Origin of the sequence: Janthinobacterium sp. 64, assembly GCF_002813325.1 — a bacterium.
Taxonomy (GTDB): domain Bacteria; phylum Pseudomonadota; class Gammaproteobacteria; order Burkholderiales; family Burkholderiaceae_D; genus Janthinobacterium.
In genome coordinates this window covers 1,475,278-1,494,765 of the sequence record NZ_PHUG01000001.1, presented here as the reverse complement: position 1 = coordinate 1,494,765, position 19,488 = coordinate 1,475,278, and the positions used below count along the sequence as shown (strand labels likewise).

16 protein-coding genes are annotated in these 19,488 nt (G+C 60.4%); 12 read left to right on the top strand and 4 right to left on the bottom strand.

The window, feature by feature from the left end:
• The first annotated feature begins 41 nt into the window (after window positions 1-41).
• The 10 genes from thrS (at window position 42) to CLU91_RS06430 (ending at window position 10,339) form a co-directional block, all read left to right on the top strand.
• Complete coding sequence (gene thrS, locus CLU91_RS06475) at window positions 42-1,949, top strand: threonine--tRNA ligase (RefSeq protein WP_100873499.1); 1,908 nt, start codon at window positions 42-44, stop codon at window positions 1,947-1,949.
• Between the two features lie 12 nt (window positions 1,950-1,961).
• Window positions 1,962-2,522, top strand: a complete 561-nt coding sequence (infC, locus tag CLU91_RS06470; protein WP_205711303.1) for a translation initiation factor IF-3 — start codon at window positions 1,962-1,964, stop codon at window positions 2,520-2,522.
• Window positions 2,523-2,749: 227 nt separating this feature from the next.
• Window positions 2,750-2,947 (top strand): 50S ribosomal protein L35, encoded by a 198-nt coding sequence (gene rpmI / locus CLU91_RS06465; protein ID WP_010399216.1) that lies wholly within the window; start codon window positions 2,750-2,752, stop codon window positions 2,945-2,947.
• Window positions 2,948-2,973: 26 nt separating this feature from the next.
• Window positions 2,974-3,333, top strand: coding sequence for a 50S ribosomal protein L20 (gene rplT, locus CLU91_RS06460; RefSeq protein WP_010399214.1), 360 nt, complete (start codon window positions 2,974-2,976; stop codon window positions 3,331-3,333).
• Between the two features lie 147 nt (window positions 3,334-3,480).
• Window positions 3,481-4,497, top strand: a complete 1,017-nt coding sequence (gene pheS, locus CLU91_RS06455; protein WP_034751917.1) for a phenylalanine--tRNA ligase subunit alpha — start codon at window positions 3,481-3,483, stop codon at window positions 4,495-4,497.
• Between the two features lie 78 nt (window positions 4,498-4,575).
• Complete coding sequence (gene pheT, locus CLU91_RS06450; protein WP_100873498.1) at window positions 4,576-7,002, top strand: phenylalanine--tRNA ligase subunit beta; 2,427 nt, start codon at window positions 4,576-4,578, stop codon at window positions 7,000-7,002.
• 170 nt (window positions 7,003-7,172) lie between these two features.
• Window positions 7,173-7,520, top strand: a complete 348-nt coding sequence (locus CLU91_RS06445) for an integration host factor subunit alpha (protein WP_010399205.1) — start codon at window positions 7,173-7,175, stop codon at window positions 7,518-7,520.
• A 10-nt stretch (window positions 7,521-7,530) separates the two neighbouring features.
• Complete coding sequence (locus CLU91_RS06440) at window positions 7,531-7,935, top strand: MerR family transcriptional regulator (RefSeq protein ID WP_100873497.1); 405 nt, start codon at window positions 7,531-7,533, stop codon at window positions 7,933-7,935.
• Between the two features lie 210 nt (window positions 7,936-8,145).
• Entirely contained in the window at window positions 8,146-8,778 is a 633-nt protein-coding gene (locus tag CLU91_RS06435; RefSeq protein WP_034783185.1) for a response regulator, read from the top strand.
• 145 nt (window positions 8,779-8,923) lie between these two features.
• Entirely contained in the window at window positions 8,924-10,339 is a 1,416-nt protein-coding gene (locus CLU91_RS06430) for a sensor histidine kinase (RefSeq protein WP_100873496.1), read from the top strand.
• Between the two features lie 73 nt (window positions 10,340-10,412).
• Here the strand turns inward: CLU91_RS06430 and CLU91_RS06425 are convergent, their stop codons facing one another.
• Both CLU91_RS06425 and CLU91_RS06420 read right to left on the bottom strand, forming a co-directional pair.
• Window positions 10,413-11,222 carry a Crp/Fnr family transcriptional regulator gene (locus tag CLU91_RS06425; RefSeq protein ID WP_077406202.1) on the bottom strand — a complete coding sequence of 270 codons (810 nt, stop codon included), beginning with the start codon at window positions 11,220-11,222 and terminating at the stop codon, window positions 10,413-10,415.
• A 226-nt stretch (window positions 11,223-11,448) separates the two neighbouring features.
• Window positions 11,449-13,506, bottom strand: coding sequence for a methyl-accepting chemotaxis protein (locus CLU91_RS06420; RefSeq protein ID WP_100873495.1), 2,058 nt, complete (start codon window positions 13,504-13,506; stop codon window positions 11,449-11,451).
• 162 nt (window positions 13,507-13,668) lie between these two features.
• Between CLU91_RS06420 and CLU91_RS06415 the strand changes: the two genes are divergently transcribed.
• Window positions 13,669-15,357, top strand: coding sequence for a peptide chain release factor 3 (locus CLU91_RS06415; RefSeq protein ID WP_442906415.1), 1,689 nt, complete (start codon window positions 13,669-13,671; stop codon window positions 15,355-15,357).
• Between the two features lie 122 nt (window positions 15,358-15,479).
• Here the strand turns inward: CLU91_RS06415 and CLU91_RS06410 are convergent, their stop codons facing one another.
• Window positions 15,480-17,372: a putative bifunctional diguanylate cyclase/phosphodiesterase gene (locus tag CLU91_RS06410; RefSeq protein WP_100873494.1), complete on the bottom strand. Its 1,893-nt coding sequence runs from the start codon at window positions 17,370-17,372 to the stop codon at window positions 15,480-15,482.
• Window positions 17,373-17,950: 578 nt separating this feature from the next.
• Between CLU91_RS06410 and rnk the strand changes: the two genes are divergently transcribed.
• Window positions 17,951-18,358: a nucleoside diphosphate kinase regulator gene (gene rnk / locus CLU91_RS06405; protein ID WP_162835757.1), complete on the top strand. Its 408-nt coding sequence runs from the start codon at window positions 17,951-17,953 to the stop codon at window positions 18,356-18,358.
• Between the two features lie 56 nt (window positions 18,359-18,414).
• On the opposite strand, the gene CLU91_RS06400 is transcribed toward rnk, so the two are convergent.
• Window positions 18,415-19,443 carry a transporter gene (locus CLU91_RS06400; protein ID WP_198521262.1) on the bottom strand — a complete coding sequence of 343 codons (1,029 nt, stop codon included), beginning with the start codon at window positions 19,441-19,443 and terminating at the stop codon, window positions 18,415-18,417.
• Window positions 19,444-19,488: the final 45 nt, after the last annotated feature.

Genomic DNA, 19,488 nt, shown 5'->3' with positions numbered 1-19,488 from the left:
TTGCAGTTTTACCTGGCGCCAGCGCCGATATGGAGATCAATATGCTTACAATCCGACTTCCCGATGGTTCCGCCCGTCAATTTGACGGCCCGGTCACCGTGGCCCAGGTTGCGGCCAATATTGGTACCGGCCTGGCCAAGGCTGCCCTGGCCGGCAAGGTCGACGGCAAACTGGTCGACACTTCCTATCTGATCGAGCAAGACGCGGAACTGGCGATCGTCACGGACAAGGATGCCGATGGCCTGGAAGTGATCCGCCACTCGACGGCCCACTTGCTGGCGTATGCCGTCAAGGAATTGTTCCCGGATGCACAAGTGACCATCGGTCCCGTGATCGACAACGGCTTTTACTATGACTTCGCCTACAAGCGTCCGTTCACGCCGGAAGATCTGCTGGCGATCGAAAAGAAAATGACGGAGCTGGCCAAGAAGGACGAGCAAGTCACGCGCAAGGTTGTCGCGCGCGACGAAGCCATCGAGTACTTCAAGGGTATCGGCGAAGCGTACAAGGCTGAACTGATCGGCTCGATCCCGGCCGACCAGGAAGTGTCGCTGTATTCCGAAGGCAAGTTCACGGACTTGTGCCGCGGCCCCCACGTGCCATCGACGGGCAAGCTGAAAGTGTTCAAGCTGATGAAGCTGGCCGGCGCCTACTGGCGCGGCGACTCGAAAAACGAGATGCTGCAGCGTATCTATGGCACGGCCTGGGCCAAGAAGGAAGACCAGGAGCTGTATTTGCACAACCTGGAAGAGGCGGAAAAGCGCGATCACCGCAAGCTGGGCAAGCAGCTCGATTTCTTCCATTTCCAGGAAGAAGCGCCGGGCCTGATCTTCTGGCACCCGAAAGGCTGGTCGATCTGGCAGCAGGTCGAGCAATACATGCGCAATGTGTACCAGGTCAACGGCTACCAGGAAGTCAAGGCGCCGCAAATTCTCGACCGTGGCCTGTGGGAAAAAACCGGCCACTGGGACAACTACCGTGAAAACATGTTCATCACGGAATCGGAAAACCGCGCCTATGCGCTGAAACCGATGAATTGCCCTGGCCATATCCAGATTTTCAACAATGGCATGCGCAGCTACCGCGACTTGCCACTGCGCTACGGCGAATTCGGCCAATGCCACCGCAACGAGCCATCGGGCGCCTTGCACGGCATGATGCGCGTGCGCGGCTTTACGCAAGATGATGGCCACATCTTCTGCCTGGAAGAGCAGATCGCCGGCGAAGTGACGGCCTTCCACCAGCAGGCGATGGATGTGTACACGGCGTTCGGCTTCACGAATATCGACGTGAAACTGGCCTTGCGCCCCGATAACCGCATCGGCACGGAAGAGTCGTGGGATTTCGCCGAGGAATCCTTGCGTTCGGCCCTGCGCGCCTGTGGCGTGGAATGGACGGAATTGCCGGGTGAGGGCGCGTTTTACGGTCCGAAGATCGAGTATCACCTGAAGGATAGCCTGGGCCGCGCATGGCAAGTGGGTACCGTGCAGATCGACCCATCGATGCCGGGCCGCCTGGGCGCCGAATACGTGGCGGTGGACAACACGCGCCAGGTGCCGATCATGCTGCACCGCGCGATCGTCGGTTCGCTGGAACGTTTCATCGGCATCCTGATCGAACACTATGCGGGCGCCATGCCGTTGTGGTTGTCGCCAGTGCAAGTGTCGGTGTTGAATATTTCCGACGCTCAAGCCGACTATGTACAGGAAGTTACAACAAAACTGCGCAAAGCGGGGCTGCGCGTACAGGCTGATTTGCGTAACGAGAAAATTACCTATAAAATACGTGAACATTCCGTACAAAAATTGCCTTACATCTTAGTAATTGGCGACAAAGAGCGGGATGCAAATACAGTGGCCGTGCGGGCGCGGGGCAATATCGATCTGGGCGTCATGTCCGTCGATGCCCTGATTGAGCGACTCAAACATGAAGTCGACACCAAGGCCTGACGAGGAAACTCGCTGCACGACCGTCTTACAAGATTTTTAAAGGAAATTACAATAGCTACTGACAAGTCACATCGCATCAATGGCGAAATCACTGCCCCTGAAATGCGTTTAAGCGGGGTCGATAACGAGCCACTCGGTATCGTAAGTTTGGCTGAAGCCTTCCGCCTGGCGGAAGAGGCAAACGTCGACCTGGTGGAAATTGCGCCTACCGCGCAGCCACCGGTGTGCCGTTTGATGGACTACGGCAAATTTAAGTATTCGGAGCAAAAGAAAGCTCACGAAGCCAAATTGAAGCAAAAGATCATCCTCGTGAAGGAAGTCAAATTCCGTCCGGGGACTGATGATGGTGACTACAATATCAAGTTGCGTAATCTCATCAAGTTCCTTGAGGACGGCGATAAAACCAAGATCACCTTGCGTTTCCGCGGTCGTGAGATGGCGCATCAGGATATTGGCTTCCGCATGCTGGAACGTCTGAAAGCCGATCTGGAGCCGTACGGCCAGGTCGAGCAGTTCCCGAAGATGGAAGGCCGCCAAATGATCATGGTTCTTTCGCCTAAGAAGAAGAAGTAAGTTACAATAGCGTTTTACTGTGGGTGGAAACTGCGCGTGCCAGCATTGGCGCGGCGTCAAACCCCAGGCAGAATTTGCGCGGCCCGGGCAGCAATGTCCGGGCCGCGCGAACTGTAGCGGACTCGCATCCGCTGCACAGCATGTGAAAGCAGGCATCTAAGCGCAGCGTCGTGTTGCCACCTGCAATCCTGTTATAAATGGAGCTGTCCGTAAGAGGACAGATTGCTATGCCTAAAATGAAGACCAAAAGCTCTGCGAAAAAACGTTTTCGCGTGCGTCCGGGTGGTACTGTTAAATGTGGTCATGCGTTCAAACGCCACATCTTGACCAAGAAAACCACCAAGCTGAAACGCGCTCTGCGCGGTACCACCAATGTCGCTGCGTCTGACGTGAAATCCGTCTACCGCATGATGCCGACTGCTTAATCTCACACTCAATATAAGGAGTTACTATGCCTAGAGTAAAACGTGGGGTTACAGCTCGTGCCCGTCATAAAAAGATTCTTGTTCAAGCTAAAGGCTACCGTGGTCGCCGCAGCCGTGTATACCGTGTTGCCAAGCAAGCAGTTATGCGCGCTGGCCAATACGCTTACCGCGATCGCCGCAACAAGAAACGCGTTTTCCGCCGCCTGTGGATCGCTCGTATCAACGCCGCTTCCCGTGAGCATGGCGTAACGTACAGCGTATTCATGAACGGCTTGAAAAAAGCAAATATCGAACTGGACCGTAAAGTCCTGGCCGATATGGCTGTGATGGACAAGCCAGCATTCGCTGCGATTGTCAACGCAGTTAAAGCAAAAATCGCTGCGTAAGCATCGGTCATTGCACAACGTCATCCACAGGGTGACGTTATAAAGAGCGGGGCAGGGGTTTTAACACCTTATGCCCCGTTTCCGTTTTTGATTGTTGGACTTTTGATCACTGAGTCCAGAATTGATGTCCAAAACAGGAAATGCCGCATGAACTCCCTAGAAGAACTCGTCGTCTCGGCCCAGGCTGACTTTATCGCCGCCGCAGACGCTGCCGCACTTGAAAACGCCAAAGCCCGCTACCTGGGCAAGACTGGCCAGATTACTGAAATGATGAAGGGCCTGGGCAAACTGGACCCGGACGCGCGCAAGGCGCAGGGCGCCCTGATCAACGCCGTCAAAGTACAGATCGAGGACGCGCTGACGGCGCGCCGTGATGCACTGGCCGATGCCCAGATGCAAGGCCGTCTGAACGCCGAAGCGATCGACGTGACCCTGCCAGGCCGTGGCCGCATGCCCGGCGGCATCCATCCCGTGATGCGCACATGGGAGCGGGTCGAGGAAATCTTCCGCTCCATCGGTTTCGACGTGGCCGACGGTCCCGAAATCGAAAACGACTGGACTAACTTCACGGCGCTCAACAGCCCGGAAAACCATCCAGCCCGTTCCATGCAAGACACGTTCTACATCGATGGCAATGACACCGATGGCAAGCCCTTGCTGTTGCGCACGCACACGAGCCCGATGCAGGTGCGCTATGCGCGCACGCATACGCCGCCGATCAAGGTCATCGCGCCGGGCCGCACCTACCGCGTCGACAGCGACGCCACCCATTCGCCGATGTTCCACCAGGTCGAAGGCCTGTGGATTGCCGAAGACATCAGCTTTGCCGACCTGAAGGGCGTGTATCTGAATTTCGTCAAGGCCTTCTTTGAAACGGACGACCTGCAGGTGCGCTTCCGCCCGTCGTACTTCCCGTTCACGGAACCGTCGGCCGAGATCGACATCGCCTTTGGCTCCGGCCCGTTGAAAGGCCGCTGGCTGGAAGTGTCGGGCGCCGGCCAGGTGCATCCGACCGTAGTGAAGAACTTCGGCCTCGATCCCGAGAAATTCATCGGTTTTGCTTTCGGCTCCGGCCTGGAACGCTTGACGATGCTGCGTTACGGCATCAATGACCTGCGCCTGTTCTATGAAGGCGACTTGCGTTTCTTGAAGCAATTCAACTAAGCGTTGTTCCGTTTGATTCATGGCGCTTGAGCGCCTGTGCGCTCGCGCTGTGAGCTTTGACCATTTGAAGGCTTGATTATGCAATTTTCCGAAAACTGGCTCCGTACCATGGTCGATCCGAAGATGACTTCGGACGAACTGGCCCATCTGCTGACCATGTCCGGTCTCGAAGTCGAGGACGTCGATCCTGTCGCTCCCCCGTTCTCGAACGTGGTGGTGGGCCTGGTCCTGGAGATGGAAAAACATCCGAATGCGGACCGCCTGAATGTGTGCCAGGTCGACGTCGGCACGGGCACCATGCTCAACATCGTCTGCGGCGCACCCAACGTGCGTCCTGGCTTGAAAGTCGTCTGCGCAATGGCTGGCGCCGTGCTGCCGCCTGGCGCCGATGGCAAGCCATTTGAAATCAAGGTGGGCCAGCTGCGCGGCGTCGAGTCGCAAGGCATGCTGTGCTCCGCGTGCGAATTGAAATTGTCGGAAGAAAACGCCGGCTTGATGGAGTTGCCGGACGACGCGCCGATCGGCCAGAATTTCCGCGATTACTTTGCTTTGAACGACTTGAAATTCACCATCAAGTTGACGCCGAACAAGGCTGACTGCCTGTCCGTGCTCGGTGTGGCGCGCGAAGTGTCGGCCCTCACGGGCGTGCCCCTGAATGCGCCGCAGTTCCGCACCGTGCCGGTTTCCAGCGACGAAATCCTGCCCGTGAAAGTGAGCGCACCGGACCTGTGCGGCCGTTTCACGGGCCGCGTCATCCGCGGTTTGAACGCCAAGGCGGCCACGCCGGACTGGATGAAGCAGCGCCTCGAGCGCAGCGGCCAGCGTCCGCTGTCGGCCCTGGTCGATATTTCCAACTATGTCATGCTGGAACTGGGCCGTCCCAGCCACGTGTTTGACCTGGCGAAGATCCACGGCAGCCTCGACGTGCGTTGGGGCAAGGCGGGCGAATCCGTCAAGCTGTTGAATGGCAACACCATCGCCGTCGACGAGTGGATCGGCGTCATTGCTGATGATAAAGAAATCGAATCGCTGGCCGGCATCATGGGCGGCGACGCCAGCTCCGTGTCGGACGATACGGACAGCATCTATCTGGAAGCGGCATTCTGGTGGCCGAACGCCATTCAAGGCCGCGCGCGTCGTCTGAATTTCTCGACCGATGCGGCACACCGCTTCGAGCGCGGCGTCGATTTCGCCACCACCGTCGAGCACATCGAGCGCATCACGGCCCTGATCGTGGAAATCTGCGGCACGCCAGCAACGACCGTCGGCCCCGTCGACGACCACGTGGTGAATTTGCCGCAGCGCCAGCCCGTATCGATGCGCACGGCGCGCGCGCAAAAAGTCATCGGCGTGCCGCTCAATGATGAGCTGATCGCCGATATCTTCACGCGCCTGGCCCTGCCATTCACTTTGCTTGATGGCGTGTTTTCCGTGACGTCGCCCAGCTACCGTTTCGACATCGAGATCGAGGAAGACCTGATCGAGGAAGTGGCGCGCGTGTACGGCTTTGAAAACATCCCGACCTTGCCGCCCGTGGCCGCGAACGTGATGCAGATTGCACCAGAAAATACCCGCTCCTTGTTTGCGGTACGTCATGAGCTGGCCGACCTGGGCTTCCAGGAAGTGGTTAACATGAGCTTTGTCGATACGGCATGGGAGCGCGATTTCTCGGGCAACACGAACCCGATCAAATTGCAGAACCCGATCGCCAGCCAGATGAGCGTGATGCGTTCCTCGCTGATCGGCAGCCTGATCGCCAACGTGCGCTATAACCTGAACCGCAAGACGAACCGCGTGCGCATCTTCGAAGTGGGCGCCATCTACCAGCGCGACGACAGCGTGCAAAACGGTCCGTTGTCGGTGGCTGGCTACGCCCAGCCGAAGCGCGTGGCGGCCATGGCCTACGGCGCGGTAGCCGACGAGCAGTGGGGCCAGCCAGCCCGCACGGTCGACTTCTTCGACGTGAAGGCGGACCTGGAAGCGCTGTTCGCGCCGCTGGTCTTGCGTTTCACCAAGGCGGAGCACCCGGCCCTGCATCCGGGCCGTTCGGCCAACGTGGAACTCGACGGCAAGGTCATCGGTTTCATCGGCGAATTGCACCCGCGCTGGATGCAAAAGTACGACTTGCCGCTGGCGCCCGTGCTGTTCGAAGTGGACGCCGCTGCCCTGACGCAAAGAGTCGTGCCCGCGTACCAGGAAATCTCGAAATTCCCTGGCGCCAGCCGCGACCTGGCCGTGGTCGTCAAGCAATCGGTAGCGGTGCAGGATCTGCTCGACAGCTTCCACGCCGCCGCCAAGGCAAGCCCTGCCGCGCGTATCGTGCAAGCCATTGTTTTATTTGATGAATATCGTGGAAAAGGGCTGGAAACGGATGAAAAAAGCCTTGCTTTCCGGATTAGCTTGCAAGATACTCAAAACACCCTGCAAGACGATGTCGTCGATGGCCTGATGGCCGTCCTGATCGATGCGGCAAAGCAGGGCCACGACGCGAAACTGCGTTCGTAATTACCGGACTGGCCGTCGCCTTGTGTGACGGCCTTTCCGTCGTCAACCGTAGATGAGCTTGCCATGTGGCGGGCTCGGGCGCACAGAAAAGGCAGGGCAGGAAAATTAATAACAGCGACGTTGATTCCGCCGTACTGCAATCCGCACTGGCCGCCGATTTGCATCGGGCCATGCTGGTTGCCAAGGTGCGCCAGGAAGCGGAAAAAGATTTACCCACCTTGACCAAGGCGGAGCTGGCCGAACTGTTGTTCGAGCAAGTGGGCCTGAACAAGCGCGAAGCGAAGGATATGGTCGAGACCTTTTTTGACGAGATCCGCAATGCGCTTGAGCGTGGCGAAGCCGTCAAGTTGTCCGGTTTCGGCAATTTCCAGTTGCGCGACAAGCCGCAGCGGCCGGGCCGCAATCCGAAGACGGGCGAAGAGATTCCCATCACGGCACGCCGTGTCGTGACTTTTCATGCGAGCCAGAAGCTGAAAAGCATGGTCGAAGAGACCAGTCCGCTGGCACGTGCTGCCTGAGTGAGTGGCGATGAACGAGCGCATCAGTAAAACCGAGTTGATCGCCTTGCCACCCATTCCGGCGAAACGCTATTTCACGATTGGCGAGGTGAGCGAGTTGTGCGGCGTCAAACCGCACGTACTGCGCTACTGGGAGCAGGAGTTTTCCCAGCTCAAGCCGGTCAAACGACGTGGCAACCGCCGTTATTATCAGCACCATGAGGTGCTGCTGATACGCCGCATCCGCGAATTGCTGTATGAGCAGGGCTTTACCATCAGCGGCGCGCGCAACAAGCTCGACAGCCGTGGCGCCTCGCATGCCGTCCTCGACGAATTGCCTGTGCTGCCGGCCATGCCCGTCGTGCCGCAGGAAGCGCCGTTGGACCGCGTGTGGATACGCAATGAATTAATGGCGATTTTAAACTTGCTAAAATAAGATTTGTACCAATATAGGTGGGGTTGTCCGGTCGCAGTTGAGCAAGTTGACTATACTGCATGGGCGCTCCGCCTTGGCGTTGACGCTACCGTACAGCATGCCATATTTTGAATATAATGTTAATGTTGCGTTTTTGTTAGTGACGCTAAGCCGGAGCAGCGTGCAGGTTCCGGTAGTCTTTCCCAGGCCAGGAAAATTTAAGGGGAAACAATGATACGCGTTGCCATTTGTGATGATCACCAAATAGTACGAGCTGGATTCAAGCAGATTTTTTCGTCGTCAAGCGATTTCAGTGTGGTGGCGGAAGCCGGTACGGGGCGCGAAGCGCTCGATATCGCCCGCCGCGAAATATGCGATGTATTGCTGCTCGATATCGCCATGCCCGATCAGAGCGGCATCGATACCTTGCGCACGATCCGCCAGGGCCAGCCGGAATTGCCCGTGCTGATCCTCAGCGGCTATCCTGCGCAGCAATATGCGCTGAACCTGTTCAAGATGGGAGCGAATGGCTATCTGAACAAGGAATGCGAAGCCGATGAGCTGATGACGGCCGTGCGCACCGTGTTCCAGGGGCGCCGCTATGTCAGTTCCACCGTCGGTGAATTGCTGGCGCAGTCGTTTGACCGCGACACGAATGCCGCCCTGCATACGGAATTGTCGGACCGCGAGTTCCAGGTCTTCCTGCGCCTGGCGCGCGGCGCCACCGTGTCCGATATCGGCGTGGCCTTGTCGCTGAGCATCAAGACGGTGAGTACTTACCGTACGCGCATCATGGAAAAAATGGGCTTGCAATCGAACAGCGACTTGACCTATTACGCAATGAAAAACAATTTGCTTGACTAGCGCTGCGGTGCGATCATGGAAACATGATCGCTCAGCCAGCCAGCCAGCACGACTTGTGCAGTGCAGCAGTTTGTGGCGAGGACTATAATTGGCCGGCGCCGGCGTTTTTTTCCCGCGCCGAACCTTGCTAAGGATGCACATCAGGATGTATTTCACCGCTGAACCGGCCCCGAATCACCGCCTGCCCCTCTACAAGACGATCCTGTGCGTGACGTGCGCCTTGCTGCTTGTACTCAATGGTTTCAGTCTCTATCACAACCTGCAGTCGCTGAAGGGCACGAACGCCTTGCTCAGCCAGAGCGCCCGCGTGGCGGACCGTCTGCAGTACTTGAACGTGCTCGTGCTCGATGCGGAAAGCAGCTTGCGCGGCTATTTCATTTCCGGCTCAGAAACCTACCTGGGACCGTCGAAGACGGCTGCCACGGAAATCGACAACGAATTGAATGAGCTGCAAAGCTTGCTCGCGGGCAGTCCCACCCAGCTGAAAAACCTGGCGCAATTAAAGAGTTTAATCCGTCGCAAGATGTCGATGCTGCAAGAGTCGATCGAGGTCTACAAGCAGGGCGGGCTGGCTGAAATCGTCAATATCTCGCGCGTGACCGATGACCGTGCCACCATGGACGAAATCCGCCTGCAGGTGGTGATCATGACGCGCGAACAGAATGAAGCGCTGTCGTCCGGCAGCGCCGCCTTTTATCATGAGTACCAGAAAGCCGTGCTGCTCGGCATCGGCATCAATGCCCTGGCCATCCTCGTGCTGATCATGTTTTACCAGCTGGTGCGGCGCAGCTTCCAGAACCGCGCGGCCGTCGAATATGCATTGCAAAATGCCAACGATACCTTGGAATCGACGGTCAGCAAGCGTACTGAGCAATTATCCGTGCTGTCGCGCCATTTGATCAGCGTCAATGAAGTGGAAAAAGCGCGCCTGGCGCGCGAGCTGCACGATGAGCTGGGCGCCAACCTGACCTCGATCAGCATGGACCTGGGCGCCGTCACGCAGCAACTGGCCCACACGCAGCCGGAACTGGCCACGCAGTTGCGCCGCGCCAAGGCCACCTTGCTGGAGACGGTGGAACTGAAGCGCCGCATCGTGGAAGACCTGCGCCCCAGCCTGCTGGACAATCTGGGCCTGTGCGCCGCCATCGAAAGCTATTGCGAGGATTTTTCGCGCATGAGTTCGGTGCGCTGCGAAACGGACGTGGCCATCAATATCGACAACCGCGAAGCCACCCTGACGATTGCCCTGTTCCGTATCGTGCAGGAATCGCTGACGAATATCCTCAAGTATGCGCGTGCCGGCATGGTCAGCGTGACATTGAAACGCAATGAACACGGCCTGGTGCTGCGCGTGATCGACGACGGCATCGGCATCACCGAAGACGCGCTGCAAAAACCCATGTCGCACGGCTTGCTGGGCATGCGCGAGCGGGCCTTGCTGCTGGGAGGCACCCTCACCGTGCGCCAGGGGCCGGAAGGCAAGGGGACTTGCGTGGAAGCCGTGATTCCGCTGCCGCTGACGCCGGAGCCGGAAGAGCTCAGCGAAGACGCCAGCGTGTGAGTGTTTCTGGATGCAAAAAAATGGCCGGGCATGCAGCCCGGCCATTTTTTTATCTGTTCAGCTCAGCAGCGGTTCAGCAGCGCGACACGTCGCGCAGCAAGCGGTCGTATTCCGTCTTGGCGACCTTGTAGCATTCGCCCGCATAGCATTCCAGGCCGGCGCGGTCCAGCACCGTGATATTGCCGCGGCGATAGTGAATCAAGCCTTCTTCCTGCAATTTACCGGCGGCGGCCGTGATGCTTTCGCGGCGCACGCCCAGCATGATCGAGATCAGCTCTTGCGTGACTTTCAATTCGTTCGATGGCGAACGGTCCAGGCGGTCCAGCAGCCAGCGGCACAGCTTTTGCTCGATCGAGCTGTGGCGGCCGCCGACGGCGTTCTGCGCCATTTGCGCAAACAGGGCGTTGGTGTAGCGCATCAGCAACTGGGGCAGGGCGCCGCCTTGATTGAACGCGTCGCGCAAGCTTTGCGTTTTCAGGCGGTAGCCGTAGCCGGCGCTTTGCACGACAGCCGTGCACATGGCGCGTTCGCCGGCCAGCAGCGAAGCGCCGGCCACGCCTTCATGGCCGACGACGGCGATTTCCGTCGTCGCGCCATCTTCCATTACGTACAGCAGCGAAATGATGGCGGTGGTGGGGAAGTAGCTGTATTCCAGGTTGTTACCGTAGGCATACAGTTCCTTGCCGAAAGGCAGTTCCACCAGTTCCAGGTCTTCGAACAGCGATTCGAGCGCGGCGCGTGGCAGGGCGGCCAGCAATTCATTTTGTTGGGCACTGCTGAGGCTAACCCGCGACGCAAGCTTGATTTCCCGTCCAGCCGCCGGCATGGCGCGCGGCAGCAGCTGGTTCTTCTGGACCGGGGTGATAAGTTGAGTATGGCTCATAGTATTCCTCACAGGCTTTTTACATCGGAGTGCGACTGCCGCGTTGCTGGTCGAAAGCTGTGCCGCATCCATCGGATAACGGCGTTTTTTTTCGACCGCGCGCTGCAGATCGCGATGTAGCTACTTTAAAAGCTTATGTAAGTGGCGAACATAAGATTAGCAGTCGCCACTTTGTAGTCTCTTCTGAGGCGAAATTGTAGTCCTTGTCCTACACGCACACTTTAGCCTAGCTAGCCTTGCGCCGTTCCGCGCGATTTTGTGATATGACGCGCGGCTTATTGGCGCTCCACAGGCCGGCCGGACGCACGCTGGGCAAGCCATCGCGCATGGGCGTGGCGGGTGGCAGGCGCGTGGCTGATGCCTCGTGTTCGCCCAGGCGGAAGCGGCTGACGGCCTGCGTCAGCGCCTCGGCTTCCTGGTGCAGGCGCTGCGAACCGGCGCGCGCCTCGTCGACCAGGCCCGCGTTCTGGCGCGTCATGTCGTCGATTTGCGCCAGCGCGCCGTTGATGCGGGCGATCTCGCCATTCTGCTCGGCGCCGGCGCTGCTGATGCGCCCGATCACCACGGCCACCTGCTGCACCGCATCGACGACTTGCCGCATGGTGTTGCCGGCCGCATTGACCAGGTCGCCGCCCGCATCGACGGTGGCCACCGAATCGCCGATCAGGCGCTTGATTTCCAGCGCTGCGTCGTTCGAGCGCTGCGCCAGGCTGCGCACTTCGGCGGCGACGACGGCAAAGCCGCGTCCCTGCTCGCCCGCGCGCGCCGCTTCCACGGCCGCGTTCAGGGCCAGGATATTCGTCTGGAAGGCGATGCCGTTGATGACGCCGATGATGTCGACGATCTTGTGCGAGCTGGCCTTGATCGAGGCCATCGTCTCGACCACGGCGCCCACCGTTTGCCCGCCGCGCAGGGCCACGTCGGCCGCCGTCGCCACCAGCGTGCGTCCCTGTCCTACGTGGACTTCGTTGCGGCCCACGGTGGCCGTCAGCTCGCGCATCGAGTCCACCGTGGCGCCCAGCGCGTCCGCTTGCGTGGCCGTGTGGCCGGACAGGGCCGCGTTGCCCTGGGCGATATCGGCGCCGGCGGCCGCGATGACGGCTGCGCCGCCGCGGATTTCCTGCACCAGGGTGGCTAGGCCGTGCGTCATGGCGCCGAAGTCGCGCACCAGGTCGCCGATTTCATCATGCGCCTGCGAGGTGATGCGCAGCGACAGGTCGCCCGCCGCCGCCGCGCCGACGGCCACGCGCAATTGCGTCACGTCGCGCGCAAACGCTGCATAGAAGCCCGCGCACAGGTAGGCGGCGGCCAGCAGCACCAGCAGCATGGCCGCCAGGATCAGGGCGCGGCGCGCCTCGTCGCGGGCGATGCGCTGCGTCAGCACGCCGTCCAGGGCGCTGGCCGAGGCGCCCGAGAGCGCGTGCAAGGCGTCGATCGCTTGCATGCCGGCCGCGTGGAATTGCGCGCCCGAGGTCTGGTCGTAGGAATTGGTCACTTCATTTTTCGTGCGTTCGAGGAAGGCCAGCGCGACCGGCACGGCTTTCAGGGCCGGCTGCAGGCTGGCGCGCAGTTCCGGCCTGGCGGCGATGATTTCGTCAAAGCGGGCCGGCAGGCGTTCCAGTTCGTGGCGCGCGATCAGGGCGTTGGCGTTGACGAGTTGATCTTCATTCGCTTCGAACAGGCCCGTGTCGATGTAGGCGGCGCCGCGCCCGGCGATGTCGGACAGGCTTTCGGCCAGGTCGGGCACGGTGGCGGTAAATGCGGCGCTCAGGTGGTTGGCGCCCGCGTCGGGGTCGAGGCTCAGGTGCGAACGGTCGGCCACCAGCTGGCCCAGTTTGGCCGCCTGGCGCAGCAGCGCCGTGTGCGCCGCGTAGCTGTCGCGCGCCGCGAGGCCCGTCTGGCGGCCCAGCAGGGCTTGCCACTGCTTGCTCAGCTCGGCCGCCTGCGGCAGGCCGGCGCCAGCCGGCAAGCGCGCCAGGGCGGCCAGCGTGGCCGTGATGCGCGCATTGACGGCCGTGTTGTCCATGCTCGCCTTGCCGCTCAGGCGCAAGTGTTCCAGGCCGCGCCGCTGCTGCAGCAGGCGCGTGCCTTCCTGCAGCTGGCGCACATAGGTCACGCCCCGCTGCGCATCCTGCGCCTGGGCCAGCGACTTGCCCAGCTCCGAGATCAGCAGGGTGGTCGCCAGCACCAAAGGCAGCAAGAAGACCAGACAGACAAGCATGAATTTGGGCAGCAGGCGCAAGCGCTGCATGAGTCGGATGGCGGGAGTGAGGAGGATTTTCATCGGTTTTCCAAGGAAGAGTGGCAACATTTCTGCAGTGCAATGTTGCCCGCCGATTGTGACCCCTTGATGAAGTGGCCAATTTTGCCGTTCGCCAGAGTGAAGCAGTTCACACGGAAGTGCGATCCTTCTGTAAAATCGAGGGTTTTTTGCGAGGGCCATATTATGGTCACCAATATGGCCAACGAGAACGACATCACTACCCCCGATTCCAGCGACAATGCGGACAACGCCGCAGCGCCAGCGAGCAGCAAGGCGCCGGCCGTGATCGCGCGCGAAGTGGCGCGCCGCCGCACCTTCGGCATCATTTCCCACCCGGATGCCGGTAAAACCACCTTGACGGAAAAACTGCTGCTGTTCTCGGGCGCGATCCAGATGGCCGGTACCGTCAAGGCGCGTAAATCGGGCCGCCACGCGACGTCGGACTGGATGGAGATCGAGAAGCAGCGCGGCATTTCCGTCGCTTCCTCGGTGATGCAGTTCGAATTCCGCGACCACGTCGTCAACCTGCTCGACACCCCGGGTCACCAGGACTTCTCGGAAGATACCTACCGCGTGCTGACGGCGGTCGACTCGGCGCTGATGGTGATCGATGCGGCCAAGGGTGTGGAAGCGCAGACGATCAAGCTGCTGGCTGTGTGCCGCATGCGCAATACGCCGATCGTCACCTTCATGAACAAGATGGACCGCGAGACGCGCGATCCGCTGGACCTGCTCGACGAACTCGAATCGGTGCTGAAGATCCAGTGCGCGCCCGTCACCTGGCCTATCGGCATGGGCAAAAACTTCCGCGGCGTGTACCACCTGCTGAACGACGAGATCATGCTGTTCAAGGCCGGCGAAGAAAAGGCCGATGGCGCCTTCGAAATCATCAAGGGCATCGACAACCCGCGCCTGCAGGAGATGTTCCCGCTCGAGATGGACCAGCTGCGCATGGAAGTGGAACTGGTGCACGGCGCGTCGAATCCGTTCAACCTCGAAGAATTCCTCTCCGGCGTGCAGACGCCCGTGTTCTTCGGCTCGGCCATCAACAACTTCGGCGTGCGCGAGATTCTGTCCGCGCTGGTCGACTGGGCGCCGGCGCCGCGCGAGCGCGACGCCACCGTGCGTTCGGTGGCCCCGTCCGAGCAGCCGTTTACCGGTTTCGTCTTCAAGATCCAGGCCAACATGGATCCGGCCCACCGCGACCGCATCGCCTTCTTGCGCGTGTGCTCGGGACGTTTCGAGCGCGGCATGAAGGTCAAGCACTTGCGCCTGGGGCGCGAGATCAAGGTGTCGAACGTGGTGACCTTCATGGCATCGTCGCGCGAGCAGGTGGAAGAAGCGTACGCGGGCGACATCATCGGCTTGCCGAACCATGGCAACATGCAGATCGGCGACAGTTTTTCCGAAGGCGAGATGCTGACGTTTACGGGCATCCCGTACTTCGCGCCGGACTTCTTCCGCTCCGTGCGCATCCGTAATCCCTTGAAAATCAAGCAGTTGCACAAGGGCTTGCAGCAGCTGGGCGAAGAGGGAGCGGTGCAGGTCTTCAAGCCGGTGCAGGGCGGCGAACTGGTACTGGGCGCCGTCGGCGTGCTGCAGTTCGAAGTGGTGGCCAGCCGCTTGCTCAACGAGTATGGCGTCGACGCCGTGTTCGAAGGCACCAGCATCAGCAGCGCGCGCTGGGTCAGCTGCGACGATAAGCGTATCCTGCAGGACTTCGAAAACGCGCTGGGCCACAACGTGGCCTACGATGCCGCCGGCAACATGGCTTACCTGGCCACATCGGGCGTGAACCTGCGTTTGACGGAAGAACGCTGGCCGAAGCTGACGTTCCACGCGACGCGCGAGCATTCGGCCAAGCTGGCTTGATGTAGAGGTGGCGTCGGGTTACGCGCTGCGCGCTAACCCGACCTACGCCGACCTGCCTGTTCATTGTGTAGGTCGGATTATCGGCGGCACGCCGCGTAATCCGACACCATCGTTGGCGCAATTCAAGCCGGCATGACGGTGCGCGTACTCCAGTCGCGCCGCTCCAGCAGCAATGCCGTCAACTGCGCCGCCGTCATCGGGCGCGCGAAGAAAAAGCCCTGCACGTTGTCGCAGCCGGCTTTTCTCAAGAACTCCACCTGCTGCAAGGTTTCCACGCCTTCGGCCACCACTTTCAGATGCAGGCTGTGCGCCATGGCGATGATGGCCGTGACGATGGCTTCTCCCTCGCCGGGCAGGTCGTGCACGAAGCTGCGGTCGATCTTCAATTGGTCGATCGGCAGGCGCTTCAGGTAGGACATCGAGGAATAGCCGGTGCCGAAATCGTCGATCGACAGGTGAATGCCCGTGTCCTGCAGGCGCCGCATCAGTTCCACGTTGGCGTGGATATTGTCCATCAATACGCCTTCCGTGATTTCCAGCTCCAGCAAGCCATGCGGCAGCTGCGTCTCGTCCAGGATGGCGCGGATATCGTCCATCAGGCCCGGGTCGCGCGCCTGGCAGGCCGACAGGTTGACGGCCACGTGTTCGAGCGAATCGAGCAGGCCGGCCTTGCACCAGCTGGCCGCCTGGCGGCAGGCGCTTTGCAGCACCCAGCGTCCCAGTTCTACGATGATGCCGCTTTCCTCTGCCACGGGAATGAATTCGCTGGGGCTCAGCTGGCCCATCTCGCGGCAGTTCCAGCGTACCAGCGCTTCCACGCCGACGATGCGCCCGCTGCGCAAGTCGATTTGCGGCTGGTAGTGCAGATACAGTTCCTCGTTTTGCAGCGCGCGGCGCAGGTTCGCCTCCATGCGCAGGCGGCGCTGGGCGCGCAATTCCATTTCGGCCTTGAACACGGCATAGCGGTTCTTGCCCTGGTGCTTGGCGTGGTACATGGCCGTGTCGGCATTGCGCGTCAGGGTGGCCACGTCCTGCGCATCGAACGGATACAGGCTCACGCCGATGCTGGCGCTGACATACAGCTGGTGGCCTTCGAGCGCGAACGGCGCGGCCAGCACGGCGAGGATCTTGCGCGCCACGCTGGCCATTTCCGAGGCGTCGTCGGCCGGTTCGACGATGACGACGAATTCGTCGCCGCCGATGCGGCAGATGATGTCGGTGCCGCGCAGGATCGCCACCAGGCGCTCGGCGACGAGTTTGAGCAGCTGGTCGCCGCAATGGTGGCCCAGCGTATCGTTGACCACCTTGAAGTTGTCCAGGTCCAGCAGCAGCAGTCCCACGCTGCTGTCCTGGCGGTCGGCGCGCGCCAGCGCGTAGGCCAGGGCGCCGTTGAATTCATGGCGGTTCGGCAGCTGCGTGACGGGGTCGACGTGGGCCAGGTAGTGCAAATGGCTTTCCGCATGCTGGGCGGCGGTGCGCGTGCGGCGCACCATCAGGACCGTCAGGCCGAACGCGCACAGGCAGACCAGCAGGGTGAAGGCGGCAAATTGCGCCAGGCTGCCGAACAGCGGCGCCAGGCTGGCGCGCAGATACAGTGCGCCGCCGCCGGGCAGGTTCTGGAGCAGGGCGGCGCTGCCGTCCAGGTAATCGATCTGCAGGCCGCTGCGCGGCGCCGCGGGCGCTGCATCGCTGGCGCTGCGCGCGTAGCGGGCGAATGGCGTGCCATACGGACTGTAGAGCAGTGCTTGCCGCACATGCGGCGCGGCGGCGAGGGGCGCGAGGACTTGTTGCGCCGCAAGGCGATCATCGTGGCGCATGGCCTGGGCGGCGGCTGGCGCCAGCATGTCGGCCTGGATGCGCAGGTCGCGCTGCAGTGATGCCTGGAGGGAAAACAACTGGAAGAGGATCAGCAGCAGGCTGGCCGTGGCCAGCATGGCTGCTGCGGCCAGCAAGTTCAGCCTGGCTATGCGGTCACCGCGCAACTGCACCGAGGGCAGCATCAATGGCACCATCATGACGCATTCTCCTGCCGGCCACGCTTGCCGCCGCCCCGTGTGATCCCGCCTCGCCCTGCCATACTTTACGTTCCAGTCTGATGAAAACCGAAGTGAGCCGGAACTCTCAACGTGTTGTTAAGGCCGATATATTGTCATTTTGCAGCGCGAAAGTACAGGGCGTGCGGCAATTTAATGGTCATGCCGTAGGCCGTTGGGCGCATGCAAGACGACAAGTCTGGCGGGAAATGCGGGGGCATATCTTTCTAATAATAATGCAAACTGAATTTTAATCTTTTTTTTGCCGGTGGTTTTTTGCTAAAAACATGCTGCTGGTAAACAAAATGTCATGCAGAGTAACTTGCATGCCTGCAGCCGTCACGGCAGGGATTAATTTTTTGCCGGTATCGGCCAGTGCAAGTCATTGATTTTAATAAATTTTAATGAAGAATGCGAGAACGCTATGGCCTTGCTCCGCGAGTTCGTCCATAATCCGCTGATGATGGACGTTCTGATGCTGTTTATTTTGTCTGCCGCGGCCAAGTAAACTGCCGCCAGCAAAACCGGACGTCGCCCTAATGATCAATAGTGAGGATATCTTGGAAAAAAAACCAAAAATTATTTTGTCGTCACAAGACCTGGAACGACTGGAAGCGTTGTTGTATGCCTTGGGAAATAACTTGTCGCCGGACAAGGCCGCCTTGCTCGATGAGCTGGGCCGTGCCGAGGTGCTCGAGCCGCAAGAAATACCGCCCACCGTCGTGACGATGAATTCCACCGTGCGCTTCACGGTGGAAAACAAGGAGGAATTCTGCCTGACGCTCGTGTACCCGAAGGATGTGGAAGGCCAGGCCGACCGCATTTCCGTGCTGGCGCCCGTCGGCAGCGCGCTGCTGGGCCTGTCCGTCGGCGACAGCATCGCCTGGCCCATGCCCGGTGGCGTGGTGAAGGTGAAGATCGAGGAAATCGTGTATCAGCCTGAACGGGCTGGCGAATACCATCGGTAAGCGTTGACGGCGGACGGCGCCTGCCGTTCGCCTGCCAGGCCGTGCCGGGACCGGAGTTAACTGTTTCTCTGCACGCGCACCACCAGCCATCCCGCCACGACGGTAAATGTGACGATGATGGCAACGATGATCCAGAAGCCCTGCGGGTGCTGGGCCAGCGGAATGCCCCCCACATTCATGCCCAGCATGCCGGCGATGATATTGATCGGCAAGGCCAGCACGGTGACGATGGTCAGCACGAACAGGCTGCGGCTGTTTTCCTCGTTGACCCTGGCGGCGATTTCTTCTTGCAGCAGCTTGATGCGTTCCTGCAGCGAAGACATATCGCTGAGCACCACTGAAAACTCTTCCGTCGACTGGCGCAATTCCAGGCTGTCGAGCTCCGACACCCATGCCGGTGGGCGTTGCAGCAGGCGGAACAGGGCGGCCGGTTCCGGCGCCAGCAGGCGCTGCAGCCGCACCAGCACGCGCCGCATGGCGCCCAGGTCTTCGCGTTTCGGCACCAGGCGCCCGGCCAGCAAGTGGTCTTCGATATCGTCGACCCGCGCCACGGCATCGCGCACGATGTTGACCAGCACGTCGGCCTGGTCGCGCAGCAGATGGATCAGCAGCTCCACCGACGAGCGGATCGGCTCGTGGTTCTTGATGACGGCCTGGCGCAAGCGCTCGATCGACTGCAGCGGCGCGCGGCGCGCCGTGATGACGAGGTCTTGCGCCACGCTGGCCCACATGGTGGAAATGTCGGACGCTTCGAACGAGAAATTGTGCACCACGTCGTTGACCACGGCGATCAGGGTGTTTTCCGCCTGTTCGATGCGCGTCGAGCGGGAACCCTGGTGCAGGGTTTCATAGAATTCGTCGGCCAGCTGCGTATGCGTCATCAGCCATTTTTCGCTGGCCGCATGCGATAAATTGAAATGCAGCCAGACGAATTCCTGCGCTGGGCGCGCCGCGCCATCGGCCAGCCAGGCCAGCGCGGCCGTCGAGTCGAGCGCCAGCGGCTGGGCTTCGCGGCCAAGCAGGAAGCCCCAGACCAGGCCTGAGGTGTCCGAGCCGTAGGTAAAACCGGCAGTTTCCATCGCCATCGTGAATCTTTCTCGCGCAGTGTGATTGATCGTCGCGCGATTTTA

Bases quoted from the DNA above. Each gene is read 5' to 3' on its own strand.
- thrS (WP_100873499.1), top strand. From the start codon at position 42: ATGCTTACAATCCGACTTCCCGATGGTTCCGCCCGTCAATTTGACGGC.
- rpmI (WP_010399216.1), top strand. From the start codon at position 2,750: ATGCCTAAAATGAAGACCAAAAGCTCTGCGAAAAAACGTTTTCGCGTG.
- rplT (WP_010399214.1), top strand. From the start codon at position 2,974: ATGCCTAGAGTAAAACGTGGGGTTACAGCTCGTGCCCGTCATAAAAAG.
- pheS (WP_034751917.1), top strand. From the start codon at position 3,481: ATGAACTCCCTAGAAGAACTCGTCGTCTCGGCCCAGGCTGACTTTATC.
- pheT (WP_100873498.1), top strand. From the start codon at position 4,576: ATGCAATTTTCCGAAAACTGGCTCCGTACCATGGTCGATCCGAAGATG.
- CLU91_RS06445 (WP_010399205.1), top strand. From the start codon at position 7,173: ATGCTGGTTGCCAAGGTGCGCCAGGAAGCGGAAAAAGATTTACCCACC.
- CLU91_RS06440 (WP_100873497.1), top strand. From the start codon at position 7,531: ATGAACGAGCGCATCAGTAAAACCGAGTTGATCGCCTTGCCACCCATT.
- CLU91_RS06435 (WP_034783185.1), top strand. From the start codon at position 8,146: ATGATACGCGTTGCCATTTGTGATGATCACCAAATAGTACGAGCTGGA.
- CLU91_RS06430 (WP_100873496.1), top strand. From the start codon at position 8,924: ATGTATTTCACCGCTGAACCGGCCCCGAATCACCGCCTGCCCCTCTAC.
- CLU91_RS06425 (WP_077406202.1), bottom strand. From the start codon at position 11,222: ATGAGCCATACTCAACTTATCACCCCGGTCCAGAAGAACCAGCTGCTG.
- CLU91_RS06420 (WP_100873495.1), bottom strand. From the start codon at position 13,506: ATGAAAATCCTCCTCACTCCCGCCATCCGACTCATGCAGCGCTTGCGC.
- CLU91_RS06415 (WP_442906415.1), top strand. From the start codon at position 13,669: ATGGTCACCAATATGGCCAACGAGAACGACATCACTACCCCCGATTCC.
- CLU91_RS06410 (WP_100873494.1), bottom strand. From the start codon at position 17,372: ATGATGGTGCCATTGATGCTGCCCTCGGTGCAGTTGCGCGGTGACCGC.
- CLU91_RS06400 (WP_198521262.1), bottom strand. From the start codon at position 19,443: ATGGCGATGGAAACTGCCGGTTTTACCTACGGCTCGGACACCTCAGGC.